This window comes from Pseudomonas sp. JAI120, assembly GCF_014207255.1.
GTDB lineage: Bacteria > Pseudomonadota > Gammaproteobacteria > Pseudomonadales > Pseudomonadaceae > Aquipseudomonas.
In genome coordinates, this window is record NZ_JACHCZ010000004.1 from 605,705 (window position 1) to 629,559 (window position 23,855).

The window sequence follows — 23,855 nt, forward strand, 5'->3', positions numbered from 1 at the left end:
TGAACACGCAAAAAAAGAAAAGCCGCAATCAGTTGATCGCGGCGTCGGTTTTCATACGAATGACATTGGCCGCACTGGCAGACCCATCGCGCCAGAACGACAATGCGGCATACTTTTCAAACAGGTCCGGCGGTAACAGGGTTCGCCGGGCTTGTGGGGCGACCTTGGGCTTGACCTTGTGCAGGCCGGTAAGCCCCAGCGCCTGGTCAAAGGCCGGCGCGTCGTAGGTCAGGTGGTTGAAATCATGTTCGAACCACGCTTCACCGATGAACTCATACACCAGCCGCATCACGCGCTCCGGGGCCTGGCTCAACAAGTCGTAATCGACGATCAGCAACGACTCGGCGTTCTCGCCGTAATAAGCCTCTTTGAGCGCCGTCCAGGCAAAGCCCACCAAGCGATTGCGCTGGGCCAGGGTTTCGCAACGGCTGTAGACGGTGTTGCGCTCGTCATCGTCGTTGAACAGTTTGGTGTTCTCGAACGGATTGGCGCGGAACAGGCGTTCAAGGCTGTCCAAGACCCACGCCACGTTGCGCACACAGGCGATTACCTTGGCCTGGGGGAATAGGTCATGCAGTGCGGGCATCCGCGCACACCACTGGCGGTTGGTGTCGAACACCACCGGGGTGGAGGTTATATCCGCGTAATAAGCGTCGAACAAACCGCGCAACAAACGGCGGCGAGTGATGGCATCGATCACCGAGCCGAACTCGCTGCCAGCGCTGCATTGCGCCAGAACCCCGTTGAACAAAGGGCTCACCGGGCTGCTCATGCCGGCGTGGAAACGCGGGTTCTGCAGCAGGATCGCAGAAAGCAGGGTCGAGCCGGAACGCGGCAAACCCGAGATAAAGTGATACTGCATCCGTTCACCACTTTGTAGGACAACATCCATTTGTCGTCGAAGAGTAGCTGAGGATTGCACGCACCACTAGGACGCAGTTGCCACTATTTTGACATTCCTTTCATAACGAATGGGTATTAGCGGCAACCTTCCGGGCGCAAGGGCGCTGGCCCTCGGCATAGCACGTAGAGACGCGCCCTCGCCCCGCCGCCGTCTTGTTGGCTGATCAGTCGCCAATCCGCCGGCAGCGGCGCAAATTCGTCCGGTTGTTCGTTGCTGCTGATCAGCCAGACCCGCCGGGTATCGGCCGGCAAATCCGACAAGCGGTCGAGGTAGATGCGCCCACCGTCCTGGTCCACCAGGGTGCCAAAGCCGTAGGCATTCGGCCGGGTTGGCGTGCCATCGGCCTTGGGCGGGGTGTAGAGCTGCAACTGGGCGTCGGTCTGGTCGTAATACACGTAGCTGAGGTACCACAGCATGTCGCTGAGGACGATGCGGTCGTCTTCCTGGTAGTTGCGATTGACGAACTCCACTGGCCCGTTGAACTGGTCATGTTCATCCACCGTAAAGTTATTCTTCAACCCCAGCAGTTCCACACCGACCAACAGCACGAACAACGCCGCACCCGGCAAAGACAGGCGCGAGGGCAAGCGGTCGATGGCTATCGCCACCAGAATCGGCAACCCCAGGGCGTATACGGTGAGGTAACGCTCGATAAACACCGGGGAGATAAACGACACGCCGTAGACCAGTAACAGCGGCAACAGGAAGAACAGCGCCAACAGGCTGGCCGGACGATAACGCTCGCGATCACGCCAGGCCGTAACACCGACCACGCCCAGCAGCAGCAACGGGAACAGCCAGAACAGCGGCGCCCAAATGCCCAGGCCCTCATCCTGGAGCAGGAACTGCCAGATCATCGACGGCACGGAGAACAGGCTGACCGGTTCTTCCCAGCCTACATCGCCGCCCACCTTGAGTTCATCGACATGCTGCACCAGGCCCAGCAGGTTCGGCAGCCAAGGCAGGTACAACAGCACGATGGTCACGTTGGCCAGCCACCACTGCCGACGCAGAATCAAGCGCTCGCCAGGCCGCTGGGACGTGCACAGCACGCCCAGCCACGCCCAATGCACCAGCACGCACAACGCGGTGAAGTAGTGGGTGTAGAAACCGGCGGCCATCAGCAACACATAGGCCACCAGGCAGCGACTGCGTTCGGGCTGACGCACCCAATACACCAGCGCCAGCGTGGCGGCCAGCAGCCACACGCCAAGCAGCGAATACATCCGCACTTCCTGGCTGTAGCGCACCGCCGTGGGCATCAGCGCCAGCAGTACGCCGGCCAATACGGCGGCACGCTGGGTCGACAGCTGGCGTGTCAGCCAGACGCCAAGCCCCACAACCACCACGCCGGGCAGCGCACTCATGCTGCGTATGGACCAGATCCCGTCGCCAAACAGTTCGATCCAGCCACGCAGCATGAAAAAATACAGGGGTGGATGCACATCGTGCGCGGCGTGAAACCACAGGTCGCCCACGGCGTATTCGCTCAGCAGCAGGCTGGAGCCTTCGTCGCCCCAGATCGCCGCCGCCGTCAGGCCATAAAAACGCAGGGCCATGGCCAGCGCCAGAATCGGAAACCACCATAGCCGGCTCAGCCATCCGGCACCTGCCCAAGCGCCGTTGTAAGCGGCAACGGCCGCAACCTTTTCGTCTTGCTCTACCACAGACCGTCGCACCTCAATTCCCTTGCCATTGCTTGTTTCCAAGGCAAAACCCGTGCATGCACAAACAGTCGCCACTCTAGGTCAAAAGCCTCCGATTCGCTCGCTGTTTCGAAAGCAGCAGGCAGCGAACAAAAGCGGCGTCTACGCTCTGCGGTGACGCCCGGTCGATTGGCGTCACACCCCCGTAAAGCCCACACAAGGATGAACGATTCATGGAAGTATTCATCGGCACCATCCAACCCTTCGCGTTTAATTTCGCCCCACGAGACTGGGCCTTGTGCGCCGGTCAGACCCTTTCACTCAGCCAGTTCCAAACGCTGTTCGCCCTGATAGGCGTCACCTACGGCGGCGATGGCGTGCAAACGTTCAAGCTGCCTGACCTGCAAGGTCGGCTACCTATCGGCCAAGGCAACGGTACAGCGCTGTCGCCGCGGGTCATGGGCGAATTCGCCGGCACCGAAAGCATCACGGCCACCCTGGCCAACCTGCCCGCCCACACCCACGATGCAACGACCCTCGCCATCAGCACCTCGGTGCAACTGACCAGCGTCACCAGCAACCCAGTGAACGTGCCCACCGCCACCAACGCGTTTATCGGTGCTTCCGGCACAGGACCGGGCAGTGCCTCGATCTACTCCGACCAACAGGGTGTCAACCCGGTACCGCTCAAGGGCGTCGCCTCCACGGTGACGGGAACCATCGCGCCCACGGGCCAAGGCCTGCCCATGGGGTCGATGAATCCGTTCCTGGCGATCAACTTCAGCATTGCCCTGAACGGGATCTTTCCATCACGCAGCTGACACCTGCACGTGGCCGAGGCTTGCAGGCCTCGGCCCTTCTGACGCGGAGCTCCCTATGTTGAACCTGGTCACCCCTGAGCATTTTCGGCCGTTGCTGAATCGTACGAGCGTGCTGTACCTGCCCGATGGTTCGGCGCTGCCGATCCAGATCCAGCGCTTGGACGATGCGCCGCAAGCGAGCATGCCGGGCAGCCCTCGCGGGGCGTTCAGTGTGTTGCTCAACAGCCTGGAACCTACCGACTTCGTCGATGGCCTGTGCCGTTTGCCACTGACGGACACCTGCCTGGAACACGTGTTTGTGTCCCGCGAGCCCGCCATGGGCCGTGACGCGCAGCGCGGTTATTTCTGCATCGTGTTCAACTGAGACGGGTACCACACCAAGCGCTGAGCGGCAGGCGTCTCTTCCTCCACCCGGAACCCCAGCGCCAGGTAATGCTGGCGCGCGTGGGGGTTACTCGCCCAGACCACCGTGGCCACCGGGCAACACACCTGTTGTGCGGCTTGCTGCACGCCCTGCAGCACTGCCCGGCCAAAGCCCCGGCCTCGGGCGGCGGGGATAAACGCCAGGTACAACACGCGGATCTCATTAGGCCCGAAGTCGGCACTCAAGGCGCCGATGGGGGTATCGAGTTTATCGATCACGTAATGCAGCGCACCCGGAAAGTGCTCGCCCATACCGCGCTCCTGAACCTGAAACTGCTGGGCGATCACCTCTTCCACCAGGGCCTGCTCACCATCGATCCACTGCAAGTCCGCGCGTGCCGAGCGGTAAAGCCTGTGCAAAAACGGCTCGTCGGTACTGCGTGACGGGCGCACCGAGAGGCCCTGCGCCAAAGCGCCTTCCTTGTTTAACATCGCGTTCAACTCCTGTCAGAACCCGCTTTCCCTAACGCCCAGTGCTGCGGCCCGTCGCCAGGCCACACCCAGCACCGACTCGCTGCGCCCTTGCAACACCACCACACCGCGCAGCGGCTGATGGGGTGTCGGGATCGGTTGCACACTCTTCAAGCGAGCGCCGTATTGGGCCTGTACCGGCTCCGGGCGTTGGTTTTCGTCACGGCGCACAGCGATCGGCCCATGGTGGTCGGAGGTCAGCGCCTCTTGATCCAGGTACGCCACGCCATTGGCGTCGATGTCGGTCAATTCCACAGCGATGGCGGCGTGCATCGGATCATCGGCGATAAAACGCCCGGTCGCCCCCGGCGCCACGCGCCACAACTCGGCTTCGGCCACATAGCCGCGCAGGCGTGCGCCATCTTCCACCACCCGCGCCAGTGCATCCTTGGGGGACAGCCAGCGGCCCACGCTCAACTGCGGCAGCACATCGCGCACGATGCCCGCATGGGGCGCCCGCAACAGCAGGCGCTCACGCTGGGCGGCCAGGCCACGGTACTCGGCCAGCGCCTGGGACAGTCGCTGGTCGTTGATGCCTGCGTCCGCCGCCGTTTCGATGCGCCCTGCCTGGCGGCGCATCTGCAACTGCAGGATCTCCACTTCGCGGCGCACGATACTTTGCCGCGCATCGAGGTCGGGGGATTCCAGCTCAATCAGCACCTGGCCCTGGGTCACCGCTTGCCCATCGACGACCTTCAGCCCCTTGACCCGCGCCGCCACCGGCGCATGCAGCGCACTGGCGCGTCCCGCCTCGAGCATCGTCGGCAGTTCCACGGCGCTGCGCCATGGCACCACCAGCGCCAGCAGGATCAACAGTAACCCCAGGCCGGTCAGCAGCACCCGCGGTGCATAGGCCTGGCTGCGCCGGCTCCACCATTCGCGCCATTCCTTGAAGATCGGCAGGAAGATGAACCACACCAACTCCACCAGCATCAGGAAGATCCCGAGTAATTTGAAAAACAGGTGGTACACCGCCAAGGCGATCCCCAGGAACAACGCCGCTCGCCACAACCACGCCAGGTAGCCCCACCACAGCAGGCGTCGCTGCATCGTCGGCGACCAGGGCTCCGGCGCCGGCTCGCTGTAGCCGAACAGCCACTCACGTAGGCGCCAGCGGCACAGGGCGAAGGCGCGGCCTTGCAGGTTATCGACACCCCATAAGTCGCTGATCAAAAAGTAACCATCAAAGCGCATGAACGGGTTGAGGTTGATCGCCAAGGTGGTCAGCCATGTGGCACTGGCCAACATGAACGCCGCCGTACGGGCGGGACCGTCCGGCAACAGCGACCAGGCCAGCAGGGCAACACAGGCCAGCAACAACTCGGCCATCACCCCGCCCGCGCCGATCATCAGGCGAGAGCGGCGATCATTGACGCGCCAGGCGTCGCTCACATCGGTGTAGAACATCGGCAGCATCACCATGAACGCCACGCCCATGCTCTGTACCCGGCAGCCGGCGCGCTTGGCCATGAACGCATGGCCGAACTCATGGCACAGCTTGGCGAAAAACAACGCGGTGCCAAAGGCCAGGGCGCCCCCCAGGCTGAACAGGTGCGGGAAGGTCGCCAGGAACCGCTGCCAATCCCGCGCGACCAGAAACACGCCGAGCCCCAGGATGATCGGCAAACCATAGCGCAACAGACCCGGCCCGAAGCGCGCCAGCCACGGCCATGCCCGGTTGAGAAAAGCGTCCGGACGCCACAGCGGGATGCGGAAAAACAGGTATTGGTGCAGCAGGACTTTCCCCAGGCTTTTTTTCTGCGCGGCGGCTTTAGACAGGTAGCTGGCCCGTTGTTCGGGGTCGAGGGCGGCGATCAGGTCGTGGGCGCGCAGAAAACTCAGCAACTCATCCACCTCGCTGCCACCCAAGGGCAGGCCCGGCTCACAGTTGGCGGCTTGCAGGACTTTTTCCGGGTCGCCCAATGCCCAGTGGCGCAACAGGCGGATGGCGGTCGCGCCGAGCTTGAAATAGCGCCCGCGTACCGGGTCGGCCAGGGTCCAGCGCGGCGAACCATCCAGGGCGGCGCCGGCGCTGGACAGTTGCAGGTCCTCGCGCAGCTTGGGCAGGCTCGTCACAGGCCCACACTCTGGCGCAGGCCCGCCAGCGGTCGGCGCAACAGGTACAGGGCCAGCGGCGCACGTTCGCCAAAGATCTTCGCGGTACCGCGCAGGCCAATACGCGGCGGCGCTTCATCGAACTGCGCGTCCAGACGATAGGCCAGTTGCCCGCCCGGAGTGGGCTGGGCCTCGTAGGCGGCGCGTTGCAGGGTGGCGAGATGGCGCTGCAACGGGTCGCTGTCGAGGAACAGCGCGACCTCGGCGTTCGGCTCCAGCGCAATCGCATCGCCCACCGCCAGCTCAATGCGCAACTCAGCCTGGGCGGGGTCGGCGATCTGCAACAGGCGCTCGCCGGTCTGCACCGGTTTGCCGGTCCAGCGTTCGGCGTCGGCGAATACCGCGATACCGTCGCGTTCGGCGCGCACTTCGCTGCGCTTGAGCAACTCGCGGGCATAGTCACGTTCGGCACGTTTTTGCTCGACCCGCGCGGCCAGCAGGTCGATGCGCGAACTGGATTCGGGATCGGCAAAGGCACGTTGGGCATTGGCTTTGAGTTCCGCTTCGGCCACGCCCAGGGCGCGCGCCGCCACATCGGCCTGAGCCGTGAGGGTGGTGCTTTCAAAGCGCAGCAGTAGGTCGCCGGTCTTGACGACCTGGTTGGGTTTGACCAGGAATTCGGCAATCACCCCGTCCAATGGCGCTGCCACCACCTGCCCGGCCAGCGGCACCACTTCGGCCGGCGCCAATACCGATTGGCGCACCGGGATCAGCAGCGTGAGCAACAGCGCAACCCCGACCAGCACCTGGCGCTTGCGGATCAGGCGCAGCCGCCACGGCTGGCGCGGTTGCAGGGCGAGCCAGGCATGGCTGCAGGTATCGCCCCACTGCGCCAGCAACACCTGCTCGGCAGGGTTCCACGGGGTGTCCCGCGCCAGCCACAAACCACCGAACACACGGCCTTGCGGGTCAATCAAGGGCAGCCAGAACACATGGCCGGCGGAGAGGCTTTGCCAGTCGGCCTGCACCTGGGCGCTCAATTGCTCGGCCTGTACCACCCGTGCGGCCTGGCTCAGCGCCTGCTTGTGTAATTGCGCCACAGCCTGCTCGACAAAAGCCACAAACGGCGCGTTCGGGTCGACACTGCTCACCGCCGTCACCGCCCGCACTTTGCCGGCGATCAGCAGCGCCGCATGGCGATAGCCGAACAACGGCTGGCCGTCGTTGACCAGGCTGTAGGCCAACTGCTCGGTGGTTCGGGCGGCACGAGTCTGGTGCTCAAGCGCCAAAAACTGGGCGAATACCCGCTCGGTATTGCCCGGCATCGGGGCGTTCATTGCAGTTGCGCGAAGTGGGCAGTACCGCTCATGCCCGCCATCAATCCGGTGGCATTGGTCACACTGGCAACCAGCAAGAGCGTCTGGCTACCTTCATCGATGCGTGCGCCGAGACGTTTGACGGTGGCGTTGAATGCCTGGCCGGTTTCATCCGGGGTAAAGCTGAAGGTCTGGCCGGGCTTGAGCTTACCCATCCAGCGAGACGGCACCAGCAGGTGGATTTCCAGGCTGCGGTTATCGACGATTTCCAGCAGCGGCGCGCCGGCCGAAACGCTTTCATAACGCTGGACTTTGCGCTGCACCACCTGGCCGTCATACGGTGCCAATACGCTGCAGCGCTTGACCTGCACCTGGTAGACCTGAGACTGGGCCTGGGTTTCGGTGAGCTTGGCTTCGGCGCGGGCCACCTCGAAACGCCCGACGGAATTCAGTGCAGCCAATTGCTTGTTATGGGCCAGCTCTTCACCGGCACCGCGGCTGGCCGCCGATGCGGCGTTGAGCTGGGCCTGGTAGGCCGAACAATCGAAGCGCGCCAGGGTGTCACCCTTCTTGAATGACTCGCCTTCGCTGAACGGTAAGTCGACGATGCGTCCGGACAATTCGCTGGCCAGCATCGCCTGGTCGCGGGCTCGCAATACGCCACGGGCCTCGCCAGCGGTCCCAGCATCGACTGACGGCGGGGAATGGTCCAGCAACGGCTCCTCTGCCATAGCCATCTGCGCCACACCCAACAGACAGGAAAAACCCAACGCCCAGCTACGCAACTGCTCCATACATCACTACTCCCTGTGGTAGCCGGCAGTCTAGGTCAGTGCAGTTAAATTGCCACTCACCATAATCGGAGAATTCCGTTTTTTGTGTAGGCCTTCACCCCAGAACTTTTATCGTTCGAGCTATGATTGCCGCCCTCCAAGGACCCAGGATCAAGGACACGTCATGCGCATCGGTTTTCTCTCTCCCGTGGCACTGGCCCTGCTGGCCGGTATTTCCCAGCAGGCCCAGGCCAGTTCCGACGATTCGTGCTACCCCGACTGGCGTGTCTCGCGTGACAGCCTGGCCCCTTGCAACAACGTGCCGTTCCTGAGCCCAGGCAATGACAGCCGGGTCAACCTGCGCCTGTTGCTGGCCGACAAAAAGGCCGCGCCGTTGGCGCCCAAGGCGTTGAGCGAAGATGACCTGGCCCAGGGTTTCGGCCCGGTGCCGTTCCCGGTGTATCGCCTGGCCGCTGCCTCCAGCGCCCAGACTGAGCCCGACTCGGACGATTCGCCTACCGCCGAACTCGACACCCTGCTGACGCCCCTGGGCATCAAGCGCGAGGCGTACAAAACCGCCGGCGAAGCGTTCCTCAATGGCGAAGGCAGCCGCTGCCGCAGCAACGACGATGACAGCGCCACGGCGTTTATCCGCCAAGTGGTCAAGGCCGATATGCCGGCGGCCGAGCGCACGCTGCTGGCGAAGGCGCGGCTGCAACTGCTCACCACCTGCACCTGGGATGGCCCGGTGATCGCCGAGCCGCAGCAGATCCAGTCAGCTGACGGCCAACTGTTTCGCACCTACTTGCAAGCCGCCGCCGACTTCTACAGCGGCCGCTTCGCCGAGGCCGCGCAAGGCTTTGCTGGCGTCGGCAGTGCCCAGTCGCCGTGGCTGAAGGAAACTGCGCTGTACATGACCGCCCGCACAGCGCTCAACCAGGCCCAGGCCGACACCTATGACGAAGACGGCGTGCCGCACCTGGACCGTGTGGATAAGCCCGCATTGGCCACGGCCGAGCAGGGTTTCAAAGCCTACCTGAGCACTTATCCACAGGGCGAATACGCGGCCTCGGCCCACGGTCTGCTGCGCCGGGTGTACTGGCTGGCCGACGACAACACCCAGCTCGCCGACGCGTTCGCCTGGGCACTGACGGCCACCGACGAGCAGCGCAATGTGTCTGAGGATGAGCTGGTAGAAGAAGCTGACCTCAAGCTGTTGATGGTCAACAGCGATACCGTCAAGACCCCGATGATCCAGCTCGTCAGCGACCTGATGGTGATGCGCGGCGGCAACCAGCCGGCCATCAGCCGCGCAGACCTTGAGAAGCAAAAGGCCGTGTTCGCCAGCGAGCCAGAGCTCTATGAGTACTTGCTGGCCGTGTGCGCGCTGTATATCGAGCATCAACCGGACGCCGCCTTGAAGCAGTTGCCGCAGAGCGTGCCGTCGAACCTGAACTATTTTGCCTTCAGCCAACAGACCCTGCGCGCCCTGGCACTGGAAGCCAAGCAGGACTGGAAAGGCGCCGAGGCCCTGTGGCTGCAACTGTTGCCACTGGCAAAACTGCCGCTGCAACGCGACCAGTTGGAGTTGGCCCTGGCCATGAACTACGAGCGCAGCGGCCAGTTGGCCAAGGTGTTCGCCAGCGATTCGCCGATCAGCGCCAAACAAGTGCGCTACATCCTGCTGCGCAACGTCGCCGGGCCTGAACTGCTGCGCCAGCAGATCGCCCAGGCCAGCGATCCGTTGGAGCGCCAGACGGCGCAATTCGTGCTGCTCTACAAAGACCTGCTGCACGGCCAGTTCGCCACGTTCGCCGAGGACCTCAAGCAACTGCCGGCCCAGGCCCCCGAGGACAAGCTGGGCACCAGCCTGGGTTATGTCTACAGCGCCAGCCAGACGCTTAAGCTGTTCCAGTGGAACGGCGACAAGGCCGAATCCGGCTACGCCTGCCCGAGCATCGCGCAAACCGCCGCGACCTTGCAGACCGACGCGAAGAACCCCCAGGCCCTGAACTGCTTCGGCGAATTCATCCTGCGCAACGGCCTGGACGGCATGCCCCTGGAACAAGCCCGTGCCGCCGGCAGCCTGGGCAGCAGCGCATCGGACTTCAAGGGTGAAACCTTCTCGCGGCTCGACGGTTACAAGCAGGTCATCGCCAACGCCAAGGCGCCAAAAAACGACAAGGCCTACGCCTTGTTCCGCGCCATCAACTGCTACGCGCCGGCCGGCTACAACAGCTGCGGCGGCCAGGACGTCGAGCCCGCCGTGCGCAAAGCCTGGTTCCGCCAACTGAAAAGTGGTTTCGCCGACACCCAGTGGGGCAAATCGCTGCAGTACTACTGGTGAAACACCTGTGGCTGGGCGTGCTGTTGCTGGCAAGCCCGGCATTCGGTGCCGTCGATGCCCGCGACTATGACGCCTTCTGGCTGTGGAGCGGCGTCACTCCGCAGCCGGTACTCAAGCAGGCCAAGACCCTGTACATCCTCCAGGGCCAGATCAACGCCACCCGCCGCGCGCCCCAGCGCGGTGTGCAACTGATCGCCCAAGGCATCAGCGTGCCGCGCCTCACCCGAGGCGAGGTCTGGGTGGTCTACCGCGCCCACACCCTGCGCTGGCCCGAACAGGTCTACACCCAGCTGCTCGGCCAGGTACAACGCTGGCGCGACGCAGGCAACCCGGTGGTCGGCATCCAGATCGACTTCGACGCCCGCACCCAATACTTGCACGAATACGCCGACTTCCTGCGCGACCTGCGCCAGCGCCTGCCGGCCGATCTGAAACTGAGCATCACCGGCCTGATGGACTGGAGCAGCAACGCCGACCCCACCGCCATCGCCCAGCTCAAGGGCGTGGTGGATGAAGTGGTGGTACAGACGTATCAGGGCCGCCAGAGCATTCCGGATTACGCGGCGTATCTGCCACGGATGAACCGGATGGGGCTGCCGTTCAAGATCGGTTTGATTCAGGGCGGGGAGTGGGAGGAGCCGGGGTATTTGCAGGAGAGTGAGTGGTTTCGGGGGTATGTGGTGTTTTTGCAAAACCGTTGACATGAGTGTCAACCCTGTGCAAGAAAGTGTCCTCTGTCCGCGGACAGAGGACACTCGCTTTTGGAGCCCCATGAAAAGTCAAGACATCGTCATCCTGTTCAAACTGATCAGTCTGGAACTACAGGCCAAAGGGGAGCGCGTAAAAAAACGAGTGTTCTCTGTGGAAAAAGAGAGCGCGAGCCTCGGTTTTCAAAATCTTCCGGATTACATTCAAAACTTCGAAACTGTTCAACTTTCGTCAATTGATGACTGGCGGGGCTGGGATGGAGTAGACGAAGACTTTGAAGGACACAGCTCACAAACCTATTCTGTGAGAGCGCTGTCCTCAGCGTTGGGCCTAAGCAAAACAGAGGTTTCCTCATCCCTGAATCGTTGCAGGGAAATTGGCTTGATCTATACGAGCCACACCGACGGAATTCCTTTGGTAAGAAGCAAGGCACTGCTTGATTTGGTCACGTACGGCATCCGCTATATTTTCCCGGTTAAACCAGGCCCTATCGTTCGCGGTATTCCGACAGCCTTCGCCGCACCAGTCTTGGCGGGAAAAGTGATGAGCGGCGGCGACCTCATTCCCGTCTGGCCGGACGCATACGGAAAAAGCAAAGGTCAGGAAATCACACCGTTGTATAAAACGGTTCCTGGCGCGGTGAAGAAAGATGAGCTTCTTTATCATTTCCTGGCCCTCGTTGACGCCATCCGCATCGGGGGCCCTCGCGAAGCCAAAGTGGCCGATGCCATGCTGCGGGAGTGGATCCTGTGACGTCCAACAGAACAATGATGCTGCAAATGCTTGAGGAGGTTGCTGAGGCGTTGGGCGAAGAGTTGCGCACGCAAGTCGCCTTCGTCGGCGGTTGCACCACCGTTTTGCTTATCACCGATGAATACACCCTGGAATCGATTCGCGGCACGGATGATGTTGATTTGGTCATTCACCTGGCCGGCACCACTGACTGGTATCGCCTGGAAGAAACGCTGAAACACCGAGGCTTCAAAAATACCGGCCAAGACTCGGTAACCTGTCGTTTACGACTGGGCAATCTGAAAGTCGATTTTATGCCCACCGAGCAGAAGGTATTGGGCTTTGCCAATACTTGGTTCATCGGCGGATTGGAAAATGCCGTCGACTACACACTACCCAACGGAACGCTCATCAAGGTATTTGCCGCACCGTGGTTTCTCGCCGCAAAACTGCAGGCTTATCAGGGTCGCGGTCGTGGCGATGTGCTGATGTCCAACGACATAGAAGACATCATCGCGCTATTGGACGGCAGGGAAGAGCTCATTGAAGAGGTGAAGTGTGCACCCATCGACCTGCGGCAGTTCGTGAGCGAACAATTCACCGCATTACTGTCGCTATCCGCGTTTCACGACGTAATCCAAAGCACCGCTCAAGATCACGATCGTGAGGCGTTGATTTACGGACGCCTGAAGGCATTGATTAAGCTGGGAGTGGCCGCTTGATCCTGCACGCGAGCCTCAGTCGCAAAGGAACTCATAGAACAGAAAATCGCGATGCAAGCGGTTCCACACAGAACTCAGGTGCGTACCTCTACGTGATTGCCGACGGCACCTCAAAACCAGGTAGCGGGCAATTAGCGAGAGCCTTGAGCCACCATCTGCTTGAGTGCTTTTCCGGCGCGCAACCTTCTGTCGTGTCTTGTCCCGATCACGCCCTGAAACGGGTACTTACTTCACTGGACGAAGTGCACTCGAATATATGCCCAGACTTTCCATTTGCCTCCACCAGCTATCTCGTAATGCTGGTGGTTGGCCAAACGGCCATCTCCATTCACGCCGGTGACTGCTGTCTGGGTTACCTGGAGACAGATCAAAGCATGAACTGGCTGAGCCCACCTCATTGCGGCCCCAACTGGAAAGGTGATCTGAGCCATTCATTCATCGCCAGCAGCCCCGCGCGCAAAACGCTGCTCCACTGCATGAGCCACCGACGGGCCCATGAGCCTCATATTCAATCCATGCAGATCACCCAAGGTACAACATGGATCTTGGCTACCGATGGGTTCTGGGCCGAGCTTTCAGCCGCAGACCAGTTCAAGGCTATCGCAGGGCAAACCCTCGAAAATTGCTCAACGGAAGATGATGTTACCTTCATGCTATTGCAGTCTTAGAAGTAGCACTGGGTTTCTCTCGCTGCTTCACAGCGACTTCTGCTCCAATTTCAGCGCCGAACCTCTGCCAGCGGATACACCGACTCCCACCCTCCCCCCAACGCCTTGTACAGCCCCACCATCGCCAACGACACGCCGGTAGAACTCTCCACCCACTGCTCCTGCGTGGCCAGCAGCGCACTTTGCACGGTGAGCACGTTGACGAAATCCACCACGCCTTCGACGTACTGGTGCTGCGCGGTGGTCAGGGCGATCTGGTTCTGGCGCACGGCTTCGGCGAGGCTGTCGCGGCGCAGTTGGCTGGCGTTGTAGCGGGTCAATTGGTCGTCGATTTCATGCCAGGCGCGCAGCACAGTTTGCTGGTAGGCCAGGGCCGCTTCCTGTTGCTGAGCTTCGCGCAGGTCCAGCATGCCTTGCAGGCGGCCGCCATTGAACAGCGGCAGGCTCACTTGCGGGCCGAAGGCAAACGCGCGGGAGCCCCAGGAGCCGAAATCCGACAGTTGCATGGCCTGGGAGCCGAGGCTGCCGGACAAGGTGATGCGCGGGTAAAAGTCGCCCTTGGCCACGCCGATGCTGGCGGTGGCGGCGTGCAGGCGCGCTTCGGCCTGGCGGATGTCGGGGCGGCGCTCGGCGAGTTCCGACGGCAGGCCGATGGCGACCTGGCGTTGGGTCTGCGGCACGGCAGCATCCTTGGACAATTGCGCGTGCAGGGCTTGAGGTGGCTCGCCCATCAGCAGGCTGAGGGCGTTGATCAACTGGTCCTGGCGTTGCTGCAGATCCGGCAGGCGCGCTTCGATGGCGGCGACCTGGGCGGCGGCTTCGGCGACGTCCAGGTCTGTGGCCACGCCGTCGGCCAGACGCAGTTGCGAGAGCTTGAGGCTGTGGCGGGCGACGTCGAGGTTTTGCTCGGTCACCGCGCGGGTATTTTGCACGCCGCGCAGTTGGATGTAGTCCTGGGCGGTCTCGGCCAGCACCGATAACAACACGGCGCGGCGGTCGTTTTCCGCCACTTGCAGGGTGGCATCGGCAGCTTCGGTTTCGCGTTTGACCCGGCCCCAGAAGTCCAGCTCCCAGGACGCCGAGAAGCCCGCGTCCCACTGGTTGAACGCGGAACGCCCATTTTCGCCGGAGGGGTCGTTCAAGCCTTTGCCGCTGTTGCGTTTGCGCTGGTAGGCACCCGTGGCGTCGACAGTGGGATAGCGCTCGGCGGTGGTCACCTGGTGCACGGCGCGGCTTTGTTGCAGGCGGCTGCTGGCCAGTTTCAGGTCGAGGTTATCGCTGAGCGCGCGGCGTGTGAGCGCCGACAGTTGCTCATCGTGGAACACGTCCCACCAGCGCTCTTGCAGCGGCTCGCTGACAGCGTGGCTGGCGGCTTGTCGACCCTGAGGTTCGCTCCATTGCGTGGCTTGCGAGGTGTGCGGGCGCTGAAAATCCGGGCCCACGGTGCAGGCGCTCAGGCTGATAACGCTCAGGGTGAGCCAGGCGAGGTGTTTCATTGCTGGGCCACTTCACGCTGCTGCGCGACCGGCTGGGTGTCGACGCTGGCCTCGACCGACATGCCGACCCGCAGGCGCTCGGTCAGCGGCTGGTTGGGTTCGAGGACAATCTTCACCGGGATACGCTGCACCACCTTGGTGAAGTTGCCGGTTGCGTTATCCGGCTTGACCGACGCGAAGGTCACACCCGTGGCGGGCGCAAGGCTCTCCAGGTGGCCGTTGAGCAGCTCCCCGTCGAGGCTGTCGACCCGCACCTGCACGGCCTGGCCGGCGTGCATATGGGACAGCTGGGTTTCCTGGAAATTGGCGACCACGTAGGCCTCGGCCAACGGCACCACCGCGAGGATCTTGCTGCCCGGCGTCACATAGGCCCCCACCCGCACCGCGCGCTCACCGACCATCCCATCCACCGGCGCGACGATGCGCGTATAGGACAGCTGATAGCTGGCCATTTCCAACGCGGCCTGGGCACGCTTGAGCCCACCTTCGGCGGCATCGCGCTGGGCCGTGAGGATTTCCACCTGCTTGCGCTCGGCCGCCAGCACCGCCGTGGCGTTAGCCAGGCGCGCGGTGGCCTGGTCGATGCGGGTCTTGGCTTGCTGGGCGTTCTGCACGGTGCCCGCGCCCACGCCGGCGAGGTGGTTGTAGCGGTTCAGTTCGTGTTCGGCGAAGGCCACTTCGGCGCGGTCTGCCGCCACGGTGGCCTGGGCCTGGGCAATCACCGAGCTTTGGCGCTCCAGGGTCGCGGTGGCGTTTTTCAGCTGGGCCTGGGCGACCAGGGTGTCGGCGTCGGCGGCCTGGGCGGCGGCGCGAAAATCGCGGTCGTCGATCAGCGCCAACAGTTGGCCGGCCTTGACGCGCTGGTTGTCTTCCACCAGCACTTCCTTGATAAAGCCCGCCACACGTGGCGCCACCAGGGTGAAATCGGCGGCGACGAAGGCGTCGTTGGTAGCCTGGCGCTTGTTGCCCAACAGGCCGGGCGCAACCAGGTACACCAGCACCCCGACGGCAAACACGGCGATAACGGAGACGGCGATTTTGTCTTTGCGTTTCATGGGAAGTCCTTGTGGCTAGGTTGGTGCGCGAGGCGGAAAAATCCGCGTGGGCATCCAGAAAATCAGCAGGATCAACGCTACCGCGACAGCGGCCATGACGTAATAGAGATCCGAAGAAGTCAGCACCACGGCCTGCTCGTGCAGGCGGTGGGCCAGGCCCGGCGCATCGCCGTCGGCCAGCGGCGAGTTACCCAGGCGGTCCACCAGCATGGTCGAGTGAAAGTGCAGGCGCTGGGTGGTCAGCGCATCCAGCACACCGGTGGCAATCACGGCGGCCAGGCCTTTGACGGTGTTGAACCAGGCCGAGGCGAACGGCCCATCCGCCGGTTGGATGCTGCCGGTGGAAAGCATCAGCAGCGGCAACACCGCCATGGGCTGCCCGAAGATTTGCAGCAGGTACAGGCCGTAGAAATCGTCGCGAATCCACGCCGAGGTCAGGTGCGCACTGCCCACGCAGCACAGCACCAACATCCCCAGCCCGATCCCCAGTACCCAGCGGCAATCGACCCAACGCAGGTTGCACAACGCAGCCACCAGAGGCAGCGCGATCAATTGCGGCAGCGCCATCAGCAGCATCACCGGCGCGGTTTGCAGGGGGCGATAACCCTGGACCTGAGCGAGGAAACTCGAGGGGATGATGATCACCGAGGTCAGCACCATCAGCACGCCTGCCAGCACGATCAGGGCAAAAGCCAGGTTACGCAGGCCGAGCATCTGCAACTTGAAAAACGGCATCGGGTGCGACCATTCATTGAACATGAACAGCACCAGCAGCACGCTGCCGCCGCACAGCAGGAAGGTGATCAGGCCCGACTCGAACCAGTCCAGGCGATTGCCCTGCAGAATGCCGATCACCAGCATGCAGATCGCCGGAAACCCCAGCAGCAGGCCGCGCCAGTTGAACTGCTTGAAGCGCTCCAGGCGCAGCGGGTCTTGCGGCAAGCCGTAAGCCACGGCGGCCATCGCCAGCAGACACGGCCCGACGATCTGCCAGAACGCCCACTGCCAGCCGACATATTCAGTCCACAGCGCCGCCAACGGCGTGCCGAGGCTCGGCCCGAACGTGGCGGTAAGCGCGTAGCCGGCCAGGCCATACAGCTTGACGTTGGCCGGCAGGAAGCGCAGCGCCACGGTCATCAGCATCGGCGGCAATGCGCCACCCGCCAGGCCTTGGACGGTACGCAGCAGCAGCAGGCTTTCGTAGTTGGGCGCAAACGGGCAAAGGATGCCAAGCACGGTGAACAGGCCGATGGCGCACAGGGTGAAGCGCCGCAGGGAAAACGTCACCGAACACCAGGGCGCAAAGGCCATGGCCGACACGGAGGTGGCCGTGTACGCAGCGACCAGCCAGGTGCCTTCGTCAAAACCGATGTACAGCGCACCGCGAATATCCGCGAGGGCCACCTTGGTGACCATCTCGTTGAGACCGGACACCAGTACCGCCAGCAACACGCCGACCAGGCCGATGATGATGCGCGAGCCAAATACAGGCGGGGTGATAGCGGTGGGTTTGGCTGCAGCCGCAAGGGTGGGGGCAGCGAGGAAAGTCATGAACAGGTAACTCGGAATTAGAAATACCCGAGCAGTTTAATCAGGCACATGCATGACAAAAAGTTACATGTTGGCAGGGTATAAGTGCGCCAGACACAATCCTGGATTCACTATAGAACCCTTGTGGGAGGGGGCTTGCTCCCGATTGCGGTGGATTAGATAGAAAATCTGGGTCTGGCACACAGCAATCGGGAGCAAGCCCCCTCCCACATTTTGACCGTGCATGGCTTGTAAATCAGGTCGGCTGTGCTTCCAGCCAGGTGGCGTGGCAGCTCTCACGCATCGTCTCGCGCAACCACCTATGAGCCGGGTCTTTGTCGAAGCGCGGGTGCCAGGATTGGGCCAATACCAACGTCGGCAGCGAGATCGGCAACGCAAACGCGCGCAGTGGCAGCTTCAGGCGATTGGCGCTGTAGAGCGCCTCTTTGGGCACCGGCAGAATCAGGTCGGAGTCGGGCAACATGAACATCGCACCGTGAAAGCCCGGGGCAATCATCGCCACGCGTCGCTCCAGGCCCTGGGCATTCAGTGCAGTGTCAATCGGGCCACGGGCGATGCCACGCCGCGAGATGCTGATATGGGAATAGCTGGCGAAGCGCGCTGCGGTGATCTCTTCGTCAAACAACGGATGGTCCTCGCGCGCGAGGCCCACGAAGGTGGTGGAAAACAGGTTCTGCACCTTCACTTCCGGGGTGACCGGCATAGTGTTGCTCACCCGTAGATCCAGCCGCCCCTCGCGCAGGGCTTCATCATCGGTGTCGCCTTCGGGTACGAAACACAGCTCGCACAACGGCGCCATGCGCTCCATGGTGTCGAACAGGCGTCCACCATACACGCCGATGAAAAAGTCATTGGCGCGCACGCTGAAGCGACGGCGCAGGGTGCTCAGGTCAACCTGATCCGCCGAGCGAAACAACAACGCCGCCTGCTCCACCACGTTGCGCACCTGGCTCTGCAACTGCAAGGCCTTGGGCGTGGGTACCAGCCCGCGACCGGCGCGTACCAGGATCGGATCGCCCACCGCTTCTCGAATACGTGTGAGGGTACGGCTCATGGCCGCCGGGCTGAGGTTCATCCGCCGCGCGGCGCCCACCACGCTGCCCTCGTCGAGCAGGGCGTCGAGGGCGACCAGCAGGTTCATGTCGGGTAGTTGCATGCCAAGCACTCATGATCAGTCGGGAGTGAGCTGGCCGCAATCGTAGCAGGATGGGTGTATCAGCGCTGCATGCCCCAACGCTTCACGGTGAGCCGCTCGAAGGTGTCGAACACCAGGTTCTCCACCAGCAGGCCGATCAGGATCACCACCGCCAACCCGGCGAATACCTTGTCGGTGTACAGCTCATTGCGGTTCTGGAAGATGTACCAGCCCAGACCGCCCTTGCCGCTGGTCGCACCGAATACCAGCTCGGCGGCGATCAGTGTGCGCCAGGCGAAGGCCCAGCCGATTTTCAGGCCGGCGAGGATCGACGGCAGTGCCGCCGGGATCAGGATGAACACCACGAAACGCATGCCGTTGAGGCCATAGTTGCGGCCGGCCATGCGCAGGGTTTCGGACACGCCGAGAAACCCCGAATACGTGTTGAGCGCCAGCGCCCACAACACCGAATGCACCAGCACGAAGATCAGGCTGTTCTGGCCCAGGCCAAACCACAGCAGCGCCAACGGCAATAAAGCGATGGCCGGCAGTGGGTTGAACATTGAGGTCAGGGTGCTCAGCAGGTCACGGCCCAGTTGCGTCGACACCGCGAGGGTGGTCAGGGCAAACGCCAGCACGATGCCGATCAGGTAGCCCTTGATCAGCACCACCAGCGAGATGCTCACCTTGCTCAGCAGTTCGCCACTGAGCAGGCCGTCGTAGAGCGCGTGAAAGGTCTGCAGGAAACTCGGCAGCAGCAGGTCGTTGTTCTGGTAGCGCGCGACGGCTTCCCAAAGGATCGCGAGCACGATCAGGATCAGACCCTTGCGCAGCCAGCCTTGTTGCCACAGGCGTTGGCGCAGGGGCAGTTCGCGTTCAACGGGGACGCTGAGCAGCGGCTCAAGGGCAATTTCGTATTCCTGGCGCATTGGGTTGTCCCCTTAGTAAGCGATGCGGATATCGGCGAAACCCAACTCACGTTCGGCCTCGGGCGCTTCATCGAACAGCAGGCGATGAATCCGCCGCGCCGACGCCTGGAACTCCACGCCACCGAGGCTGTGCAGGTCGTATTGATGGCTGTGGATTTCCGCGCGCACGCGCCCCGGGTGCGGCGACAGCAACAGGATGCGATTGCCCACCACCAGCGCTTCTTCGATGGAGTGGGTGACGAATAGCAGGGTGAAGCGCACCTCTTCCCAGAGCAGCAGCAATTCTTCCTGCATCTTGCGCCGGGTCAGCGCGTCGAGGGCGGCGAAGGGCTCATCCATCAGCAGGATTTTCGGCTGCATGGCCAGGGCGCGGGCGATGGCCACGCGGGCTTTCATACCGCCGGAAAGCGTGTGCGGGTAAGCGTCGGCAAAGGCGGTGAGACCGACTTTGTCGAGGTAGTGCAGCGCCCGCTCTTCGGCTTCGCGACGCGGTAAGGTTTTCGACGCCAGCAGCGGGAACATCACGTTCTGTTTGACGGTTTTCCACGGCGGCAACTGGTCGAACTCCTGGAACACCACGATGCGATCGGGGCCCGGCTGTTCGACCTTTTGCCCCAGCAGGCGGATCTCGCCTTCGCAAGGTTTGATAAACCCGGCAATGGACTTGAGCAGTGTGGATTTGCCGCAACCCGATGGGCCGAGCAACACGTAGCGATCCGCCGGGTCGATCTCGAAGCTGACTTGATGAGTGGCCCGCACCACGCGCTCCGGTGTGCGGTATTCCAGGCTGACGTTATCCACCGCCAGCAATGGCAAGCGGGTGTGCAGGTTGCTGGCCGTGTGGCCTTGCAAGGGCGCGTTCATCTCAACTTCCTTGCAGGGGCTTGGCGTCCTGGAAGAAGTAGTCCTTCCACGATTCAGGCTTGTTTTTGATGGCGCCGACGCGGTAGAGGAACTCCGCCAGCGGGTAGGTGTTTTTCGGCGTGACGCTGAATTCGAACTGCGGGTTGTCGATGATTTTCAGCAACTCGGCGCGGTCGATCCTGGCCTTGGTGACACGGATGTAAGTGTCGGCCGCAGCGCCTTTATCGTTCTGGGCGAACTGCGCGGCTTCGGTCAACGCCTCGACAAACGCCTTGTAGGTTTTCGGGTTGTCGTTGCGGAATCTTTCGGTGGCAAACAGTACCGTTGGCGAGTTCGGCCCCAGCAGGTCGTAGGTGTTCAGCACCACATGCACGTTAGGGTTGGCCAGGGCCTGGTCCTGGAATGGCGGGTTGGAAAAGTGCCCGGTCAGTTCGGTGCCACCAGCGATCAGGGCAGCGGTGGCATCCGGGTGCGGGACAGCGACGGTGTACTTGTCGAGGCGATTGAATTCCTTGTCGCCCCATTGCTTGGCGGCGGCATATTGCAGGAAGCGCGACTGTACCGACACGCCCACCGCCGGCACGGCGATACGGTCCTTGTCGGTGAAGTCGGCAATGGTCTTGACCTTGGGATTGTTACTCACCAGGTAGTAGGGGAAGTTGCCCAGGGAGGCCACGGCCTTGACGTTCTGCTTGCCGTGGGTGCGGTCCCAGATGGTCAGCAGCGGGCCGACGCCGGCACCGGCGATGTCGATAGAACCGGAGAGCAGTGCGTCGTTGACCGCGGCGCCGCCGGACAGCTGGGTCCAATCGACCTTGATGTCGAGGCCTTCCTGCTTGCCATATTTTTCGATCAGGTTCTGGTCGCGCACCACGTTAAGCAGCAGGTAGACGATGCCGAACTGTTCGGCGATGCGGATCTCGCCTTCGGCTTGCGCGGACGTCGGCGCGAGCAGGCTGCCGGCCAACAGGCTGACACTCAGGCCGACAGTCGCGGCCAGCCGTGCAAATGGAATGTTCCTGGACATGGTCATGCTCCGAATCAGAAAGGCGCGTCGCCCTGGATGGTGGTGCGAAAGAGCTTGCGGCGCAGATGGCTCGGGCAACCGGCGGCCAGGTGGATCAGCGAGCGGTTGTCCCAGAACACCAGGTCGTGGGGCTGCCATTGGTGGCGGTAGGTGTTCTGCGGCAGCACGCTGTGGGCGTAGAGCTGGGCCAGCAGGTCGCGGCTTTCGTCTTCCGGCAGGCCGACGATGCGGGTGGTGAAGCCTTCACTGACGAACAGCGCCTTGCGGCCGTTTTCCGGGTGGGTGCGCACGATGGGGTGAACCACTTCCGCGACTTGGGCAAGCTGCTCGGGCGTCAACGTCGGCCGCCAGTTGCCTTCGAATTTGGTTTCGCTGTAGCGCGCGGTATAAGAGTGCGCGGCACTGCGGCCTTCAACGGCTTTACGCAGGTGCTCGGGCAGTTGATCCCAGGCTTTGTGCATGTCGGCGAACAGGGTATCGCCGCCTTCGGACGGCAGCTCCTGGGCGTGGAGCATCGAGCCCAGGCTCGGCAGCTCTTTATAGGACAGGTCCGAGTGCCAGAATTTGCCTGCGTCACCCAGGCCGATGGATTGGCCGTTTTCGATGATATTGGAGACGATCAGGATTTCCGGGTGGTTGGCCAGCAGGAATTGTTTGAGCACGTGGATTTGCAGTACGCCAAAGCGGCGACTGAAGGCGATCTGTTGTTCGGGGGTGATGCGCTGGTCGCGGAACACTACGACGTGATGGTTCAGGTGCGCGCGGTGAATGCGGGCGAAATCCTGATCGTTGACCGGGCGGGACAAGTCCAGGCCGATGATCTCGGCACCCACGCTGCCAGGCAGTGGTCGAATCTCGAATGCTTGGGCGCAGAGGGCCGCTGTTGGAACAGTAGAGGTGGCGGACATGAGGTCACTCCCGATCAGTCAGGAGAGTGACTTTATAGATATAAGAACGGCAATTTAAATACCGTTAAAGAATATCGATATAGGGGAATGTCGCAACATGGCACTGGCGCGTCAGACCCCGCAAAGCCTGCATGTGGGCCGCCGGAATCACGCGTTGAAACGCTTACAAGCCGAAACTGTGCTGGTTTGACAAGCTTATGGGCAGCCTCTAGTGTGCATTGGATCCAATTAGCCACCACTATTTTAATAAGGACGATAGCGTAACCGTGACGCAGAAGCCGAATCCTTTGAACAGCATCAAGGTCAGCGGTCCTATTCCCGCCCATCTTGCTCGCTCCGTGATTGAAGAAACCTTGCGCAATGCCATCCTTGATGGCCGCTTGCCCTGCGGTACCGCCATGCGTCAGCAGGAGCTGGCCAGCCTGTTCGGGGTCAGCCGCATGCCGGTGCGTGAAGCCTTGCGCCAGTTGGAGGCCCAGTCGCTGCTGCACGTGGTCACCCACAAGGGCGCCGTGGTTGCACCGTTGATCGAAGACAATTCGGCTGAAACCTATGAGCTGCGAATGTTGCTGGAGTCTGAAGCCCTGCGCTTGTCGATTCCCTTGCTGACCGAAGCCGATATCGCCGAGGCAGACACGTTCATCTGTGCCCTGGAACAGGAAAAAGACTACACCGAGATTGGCCGTCTCAATCGCCTGTTTCACATGACCCTGTATAGCAAGGCTCCCAACCAGAGGTTGCTCAAGCTGGTGGAGCACGGGCTGAATGAGGAGGAGCGCTTCCTGCGCTTCAACCTTGAGGCGATGGGGCTGGGCGAGACATCTCAGGAAGACCACCGCGAACTGCTGAACCTTGTGGCACAAAAGAAAGTCCAGGAAAGTATCCTGACACTGCGTAATCACTTGATGCGCGGGATGGAAGTGATCACAACCTATCTCAATAACCTGGATGCCAGCGGAGCGAAGACTCTCTAATAAGGTGTCAGGTCTCTTATCTTGCCCGCCGAGCGCCGCGGGGTTCCCTACCTGACCGGTGGCGCCCCGCGCAGAAGAAACTTCCCACTCTTATAAAGTAAGTTGCCGACAGCTTATATTATTTAGAAAAACATCTAATGCATTCATATACTCGCCAATTTGTTTAGCCCGCTTATTATCTTTCCTTACTAGACCAGACACTCAAATCGACCGTGCAGCCCCACTTGCGTGAGCGCTCGTGCGCGCAAAGCCTGGTTTACATCTTTTTATCTTCTTGCCGCATACAAAAGTCCAATGCTGTTTTAGCGGCAGACGCAATAACTTATAGGC

At 62.0% G+C, this 23,855-nt stretch carries 22 protein-coding genes; 8 read left to right on the forward strand and 14 right to left on the reverse strand.

Annotated features, from left to right (window positions below; translation table 11 throughout):
• Positions 1-28 precede the first annotated feature (28 nt).
• Entirely contained in the window at positions 29-862 is an 834-nt protein-coding gene (locus tag HDC32_RS23655) for a sulfotransferase (RefSeq protein WP_184745684.1), read from the reverse strand.
• A 116-nt stretch (positions 863-978) separates the two neighbouring features.
• Entirely contained in the window at positions 979-2,583 is a 1,605-nt protein-coding gene (locus HDC32_RS23660) for a glycosyltransferase family 39 protein (protein WP_184745686.1), read from the reverse strand.
• A gap of 200 nt (positions 2,584-2,783) precedes the next feature.
• Between HDC32_RS23660 and HDC32_RS23665 the strand changes: the two genes are divergently transcribed.
• Positions 2,784-3,371, forward strand: coding sequence for a phage tail protein (locus HDC32_RS23665; RefSeq protein ID WP_131700489.1), 588 nt, complete (start codon positions 2,784-2,786; stop codon positions 3,369-3,371).
• A 55-nt stretch (positions 3,372-3,426) separates the two neighbouring features.
• The gene (locus tag HDC32_RS23670) at positions 3,427-3,735 is read left to right on the forward strand and encodes a hypothetical protein (RefSeq protein WP_131700488.1); all 309 of its coding nucleotides are present in this window, start codon (positions 3,427-3,429) and stop codon (positions 3,733-3,735) included.
• Here HDC32_RS23670 and HDC32_RS23675 read toward each other — a convergent pair.
• Genes HDC32_RS23675 through HDC32_RS23690 form a run of 4 tightly spaced genes read right to left on the reverse strand, consistent with a single transcriptional unit; the run spans position 3,711 to position 8,373 of the window.
• Entirely contained in the window at positions 3,711-4,226 is a 516-nt protein-coding gene (locus HDC32_RS23675; protein WP_145335693.1) for a GNAT family N-acetyltransferase, read from the reverse strand. The two genes, HDC32_RS23670 and HDC32_RS23675, sit on opposite strands and share 25 nt — an antisense overlap.
• 15 nt (positions 4,227-4,241) lie before the next feature.
• Complete coding sequence (locus HDC32_RS23680) at positions 4,242-6,341, reverse strand: HlyD family efflux transporter periplasmic adaptor subunit (protein WP_145335691.1); 2,100 nt, start codon at positions 6,339-6,341, stop codon at positions 4,242-4,244.
• Positions 6,338-7,657 carry an efflux RND transporter periplasmic adaptor subunit gene (locus HDC32_RS23685; RefSeq protein WP_184745688.1) on the reverse strand — a complete coding sequence of 440 codons (1,320 nt, stop codon included), beginning with the start codon at positions 7,655-7,657 and terminating at the stop codon, positions 6,338-6,340. Before HDC32_RS23685 ends, HDC32_RS23680 begins: the two co-directional genes overlap by 4 nt.
• On the reverse strand, positions 7,654-8,373 hold the full coding sequence (locus HDC32_RS23690) for an efflux RND transporter periplasmic adaptor subunit (RefSeq protein WP_371920971.1): 720 nt from the start codon (positions 8,371-8,373) through the stop codon (positions 7,654-7,656). Before HDC32_RS23690 ends, HDC32_RS23685 begins: the two co-directional genes overlap by 4 nt.
• 220 nt (positions 8,374-8,593) lie before the next feature.
• Here HDC32_RS23690 and HDC32_RS23695 point away from each other — a divergent pair, with 220 nt between their 5' ends.
• The 5 genes from HDC32_RS23695 (at position 8,594) to HDC32_RS23715 (ending at position 13,586) form a co-directional block, all read left to right on the forward strand.
• Positions 8,594-10,756: an outer membrane assembly lipoprotein YfiO gene (locus HDC32_RS23695; protein WP_184745690.1), complete on the forward strand. Its 2,163-nt coding sequence runs from the start codon at positions 8,594-8,596 to the stop codon at positions 10,754-10,756.
• The gene (locus tag HDC32_RS23700) at positions 10,753-11,457 is read left to right on the forward strand and encodes a DUF3142 domain-containing protein (RefSeq protein WP_184745692.1); all 705 of its coding nucleotides are present in this window, start codon (positions 10,753-10,755) and stop codon (positions 11,455-11,457) included. Before HDC32_RS23695 ends, HDC32_RS23700 begins: the two co-directional genes overlap by 4 nt.
• A gap of 70 nt (positions 11,458-11,527) precedes the next feature.
• Positions 11,528-12,217, forward strand: a complete 690-nt coding sequence (locus HDC32_RS23705; RefSeq protein ID WP_131700481.1) for a hypothetical protein — start codon at positions 11,528-11,530, stop codon at positions 12,215-12,217.
• Between the two features lie 14 nt (positions 12,218-12,231).
• Positions 12,232-12,918: a hypothetical protein gene (locus HDC32_RS23710; RefSeq protein ID WP_131700508.1), complete on the forward strand. Its 687-nt coding sequence runs from the start codon at positions 12,232-12,234 to the stop codon at positions 12,916-12,918.
• Positions 12,915-13,586 carry a protein phosphatase 2C domain-containing protein gene (locus HDC32_RS23715; RefSeq protein WP_184745694.1) on the forward strand — a complete coding sequence of 224 codons (672 nt, stop codon included), beginning with the start codon at positions 12,915-12,917 and terminating at the stop codon, positions 13,584-13,586. The genes HDC32_RS23710 and HDC32_RS23715 overlap by 4 nt, the downstream gene beginning before the upstream one ends.
• A 50-nt stretch (positions 13,587-13,636) precedes the next feature.
• Here HDC32_RS23715 and HDC32_RS23720 read toward each other — a convergent pair whose 3' ends face one another.
• The 8 genes from HDC32_RS23720 to HDC32_RS23755 all read right to left on the reverse strand — a co-directional run bounded on the left by HDC32_RS23720 (position 13,637) and on the right by HDC32_RS23755 (position 22,551).
• Complete coding sequence (locus HDC32_RS23720) at positions 13,637-15,082, reverse strand: efflux transporter outer membrane subunit (protein ID WP_184745696.1); 1,446 nt, start codon at positions 15,080-15,082, stop codon at positions 13,637-13,639.
• On the reverse strand, positions 15,079-16,137 hold the full coding sequence (locus tag HDC32_RS23725; RefSeq protein ID WP_184745698.1) for an HlyD family secretion protein: 1,059 nt from the start codon (positions 16,135-16,137) through the stop codon (positions 15,079-15,081). Before HDC32_RS23725 ends, HDC32_RS23720 begins: the two co-directional genes overlap by 4 nt.
• A 15-nt stretch (positions 16,138-16,152) precedes the next feature.
• Positions 16,153-17,688, reverse strand: a complete 1,536-nt coding sequence (locus tag HDC32_RS23730; RefSeq protein ID WP_184745700.1) for an MFS transporter — start codon at positions 17,686-17,688, stop codon at positions 16,153-16,155.
• A gap of 235 nt (positions 17,689-17,923) precedes the next feature.
• Entirely contained in the window at positions 17,924-18,844 is a 921-nt protein-coding gene (locus HDC32_RS23735; protein ID WP_145335684.1) for a LysR family transcriptional regulator, read from the reverse strand.
• A 59-nt stretch (positions 18,845-18,903) separates the two neighbouring features.
• Entirely contained in the window at positions 18,904-19,752 is an 849-nt protein-coding gene (locus tag HDC32_RS23740; RefSeq protein WP_145335682.1) for an ABC transporter permease, read from the reverse strand.
• Positions 19,753-19,764: 12 nt separating this feature from the next.
• Positions 19,765-20,616 (reverse strand): ABC transporter ATP-binding protein, encoded by an 852-nt coding sequence (locus HDC32_RS23745; protein ID WP_131700474.1) that lies wholly within the window; start codon positions 20,614-20,616, stop codon positions 19,765-19,767.
• A gap of 1 nt (position 20,617) precedes the next feature.
• Positions 20,618-21,643 carry an ABC transporter substrate-binding protein gene (locus HDC32_RS23750; RefSeq protein WP_184745702.1) on the reverse strand — a complete coding sequence of 342 codons (1,026 nt, stop codon included), beginning with the start codon at positions 21,641-21,643 and terminating at the stop codon, positions 20,618-20,620.
• A gap of 14 nt (positions 21,644-21,657) precedes the next feature.
• Positions 21,658-22,551, reverse strand: coding sequence for a TauD/TfdA family dioxygenase (locus tag HDC32_RS23755; RefSeq protein WP_131700472.1), 894 nt, complete (start codon positions 22,549-22,551; stop codon positions 21,658-21,660).
• 266 nt (positions 22,552-22,817) lie between these two features.
• On the opposite strand from HDC32_RS23755, the gene HDC32_RS23760 reads away from it, so the two are divergent.
• Positions 22,818-23,525 (forward strand): GntR family transcriptional regulator, encoded by a 708-nt coding sequence (locus tag HDC32_RS23760; RefSeq protein WP_131700471.1) that lies wholly within the window; start codon positions 22,818-22,820, stop codon positions 23,523-23,525.
• The last annotated feature ends 330 nt before the right edge of the window (positions 23,526-23,855 follow it).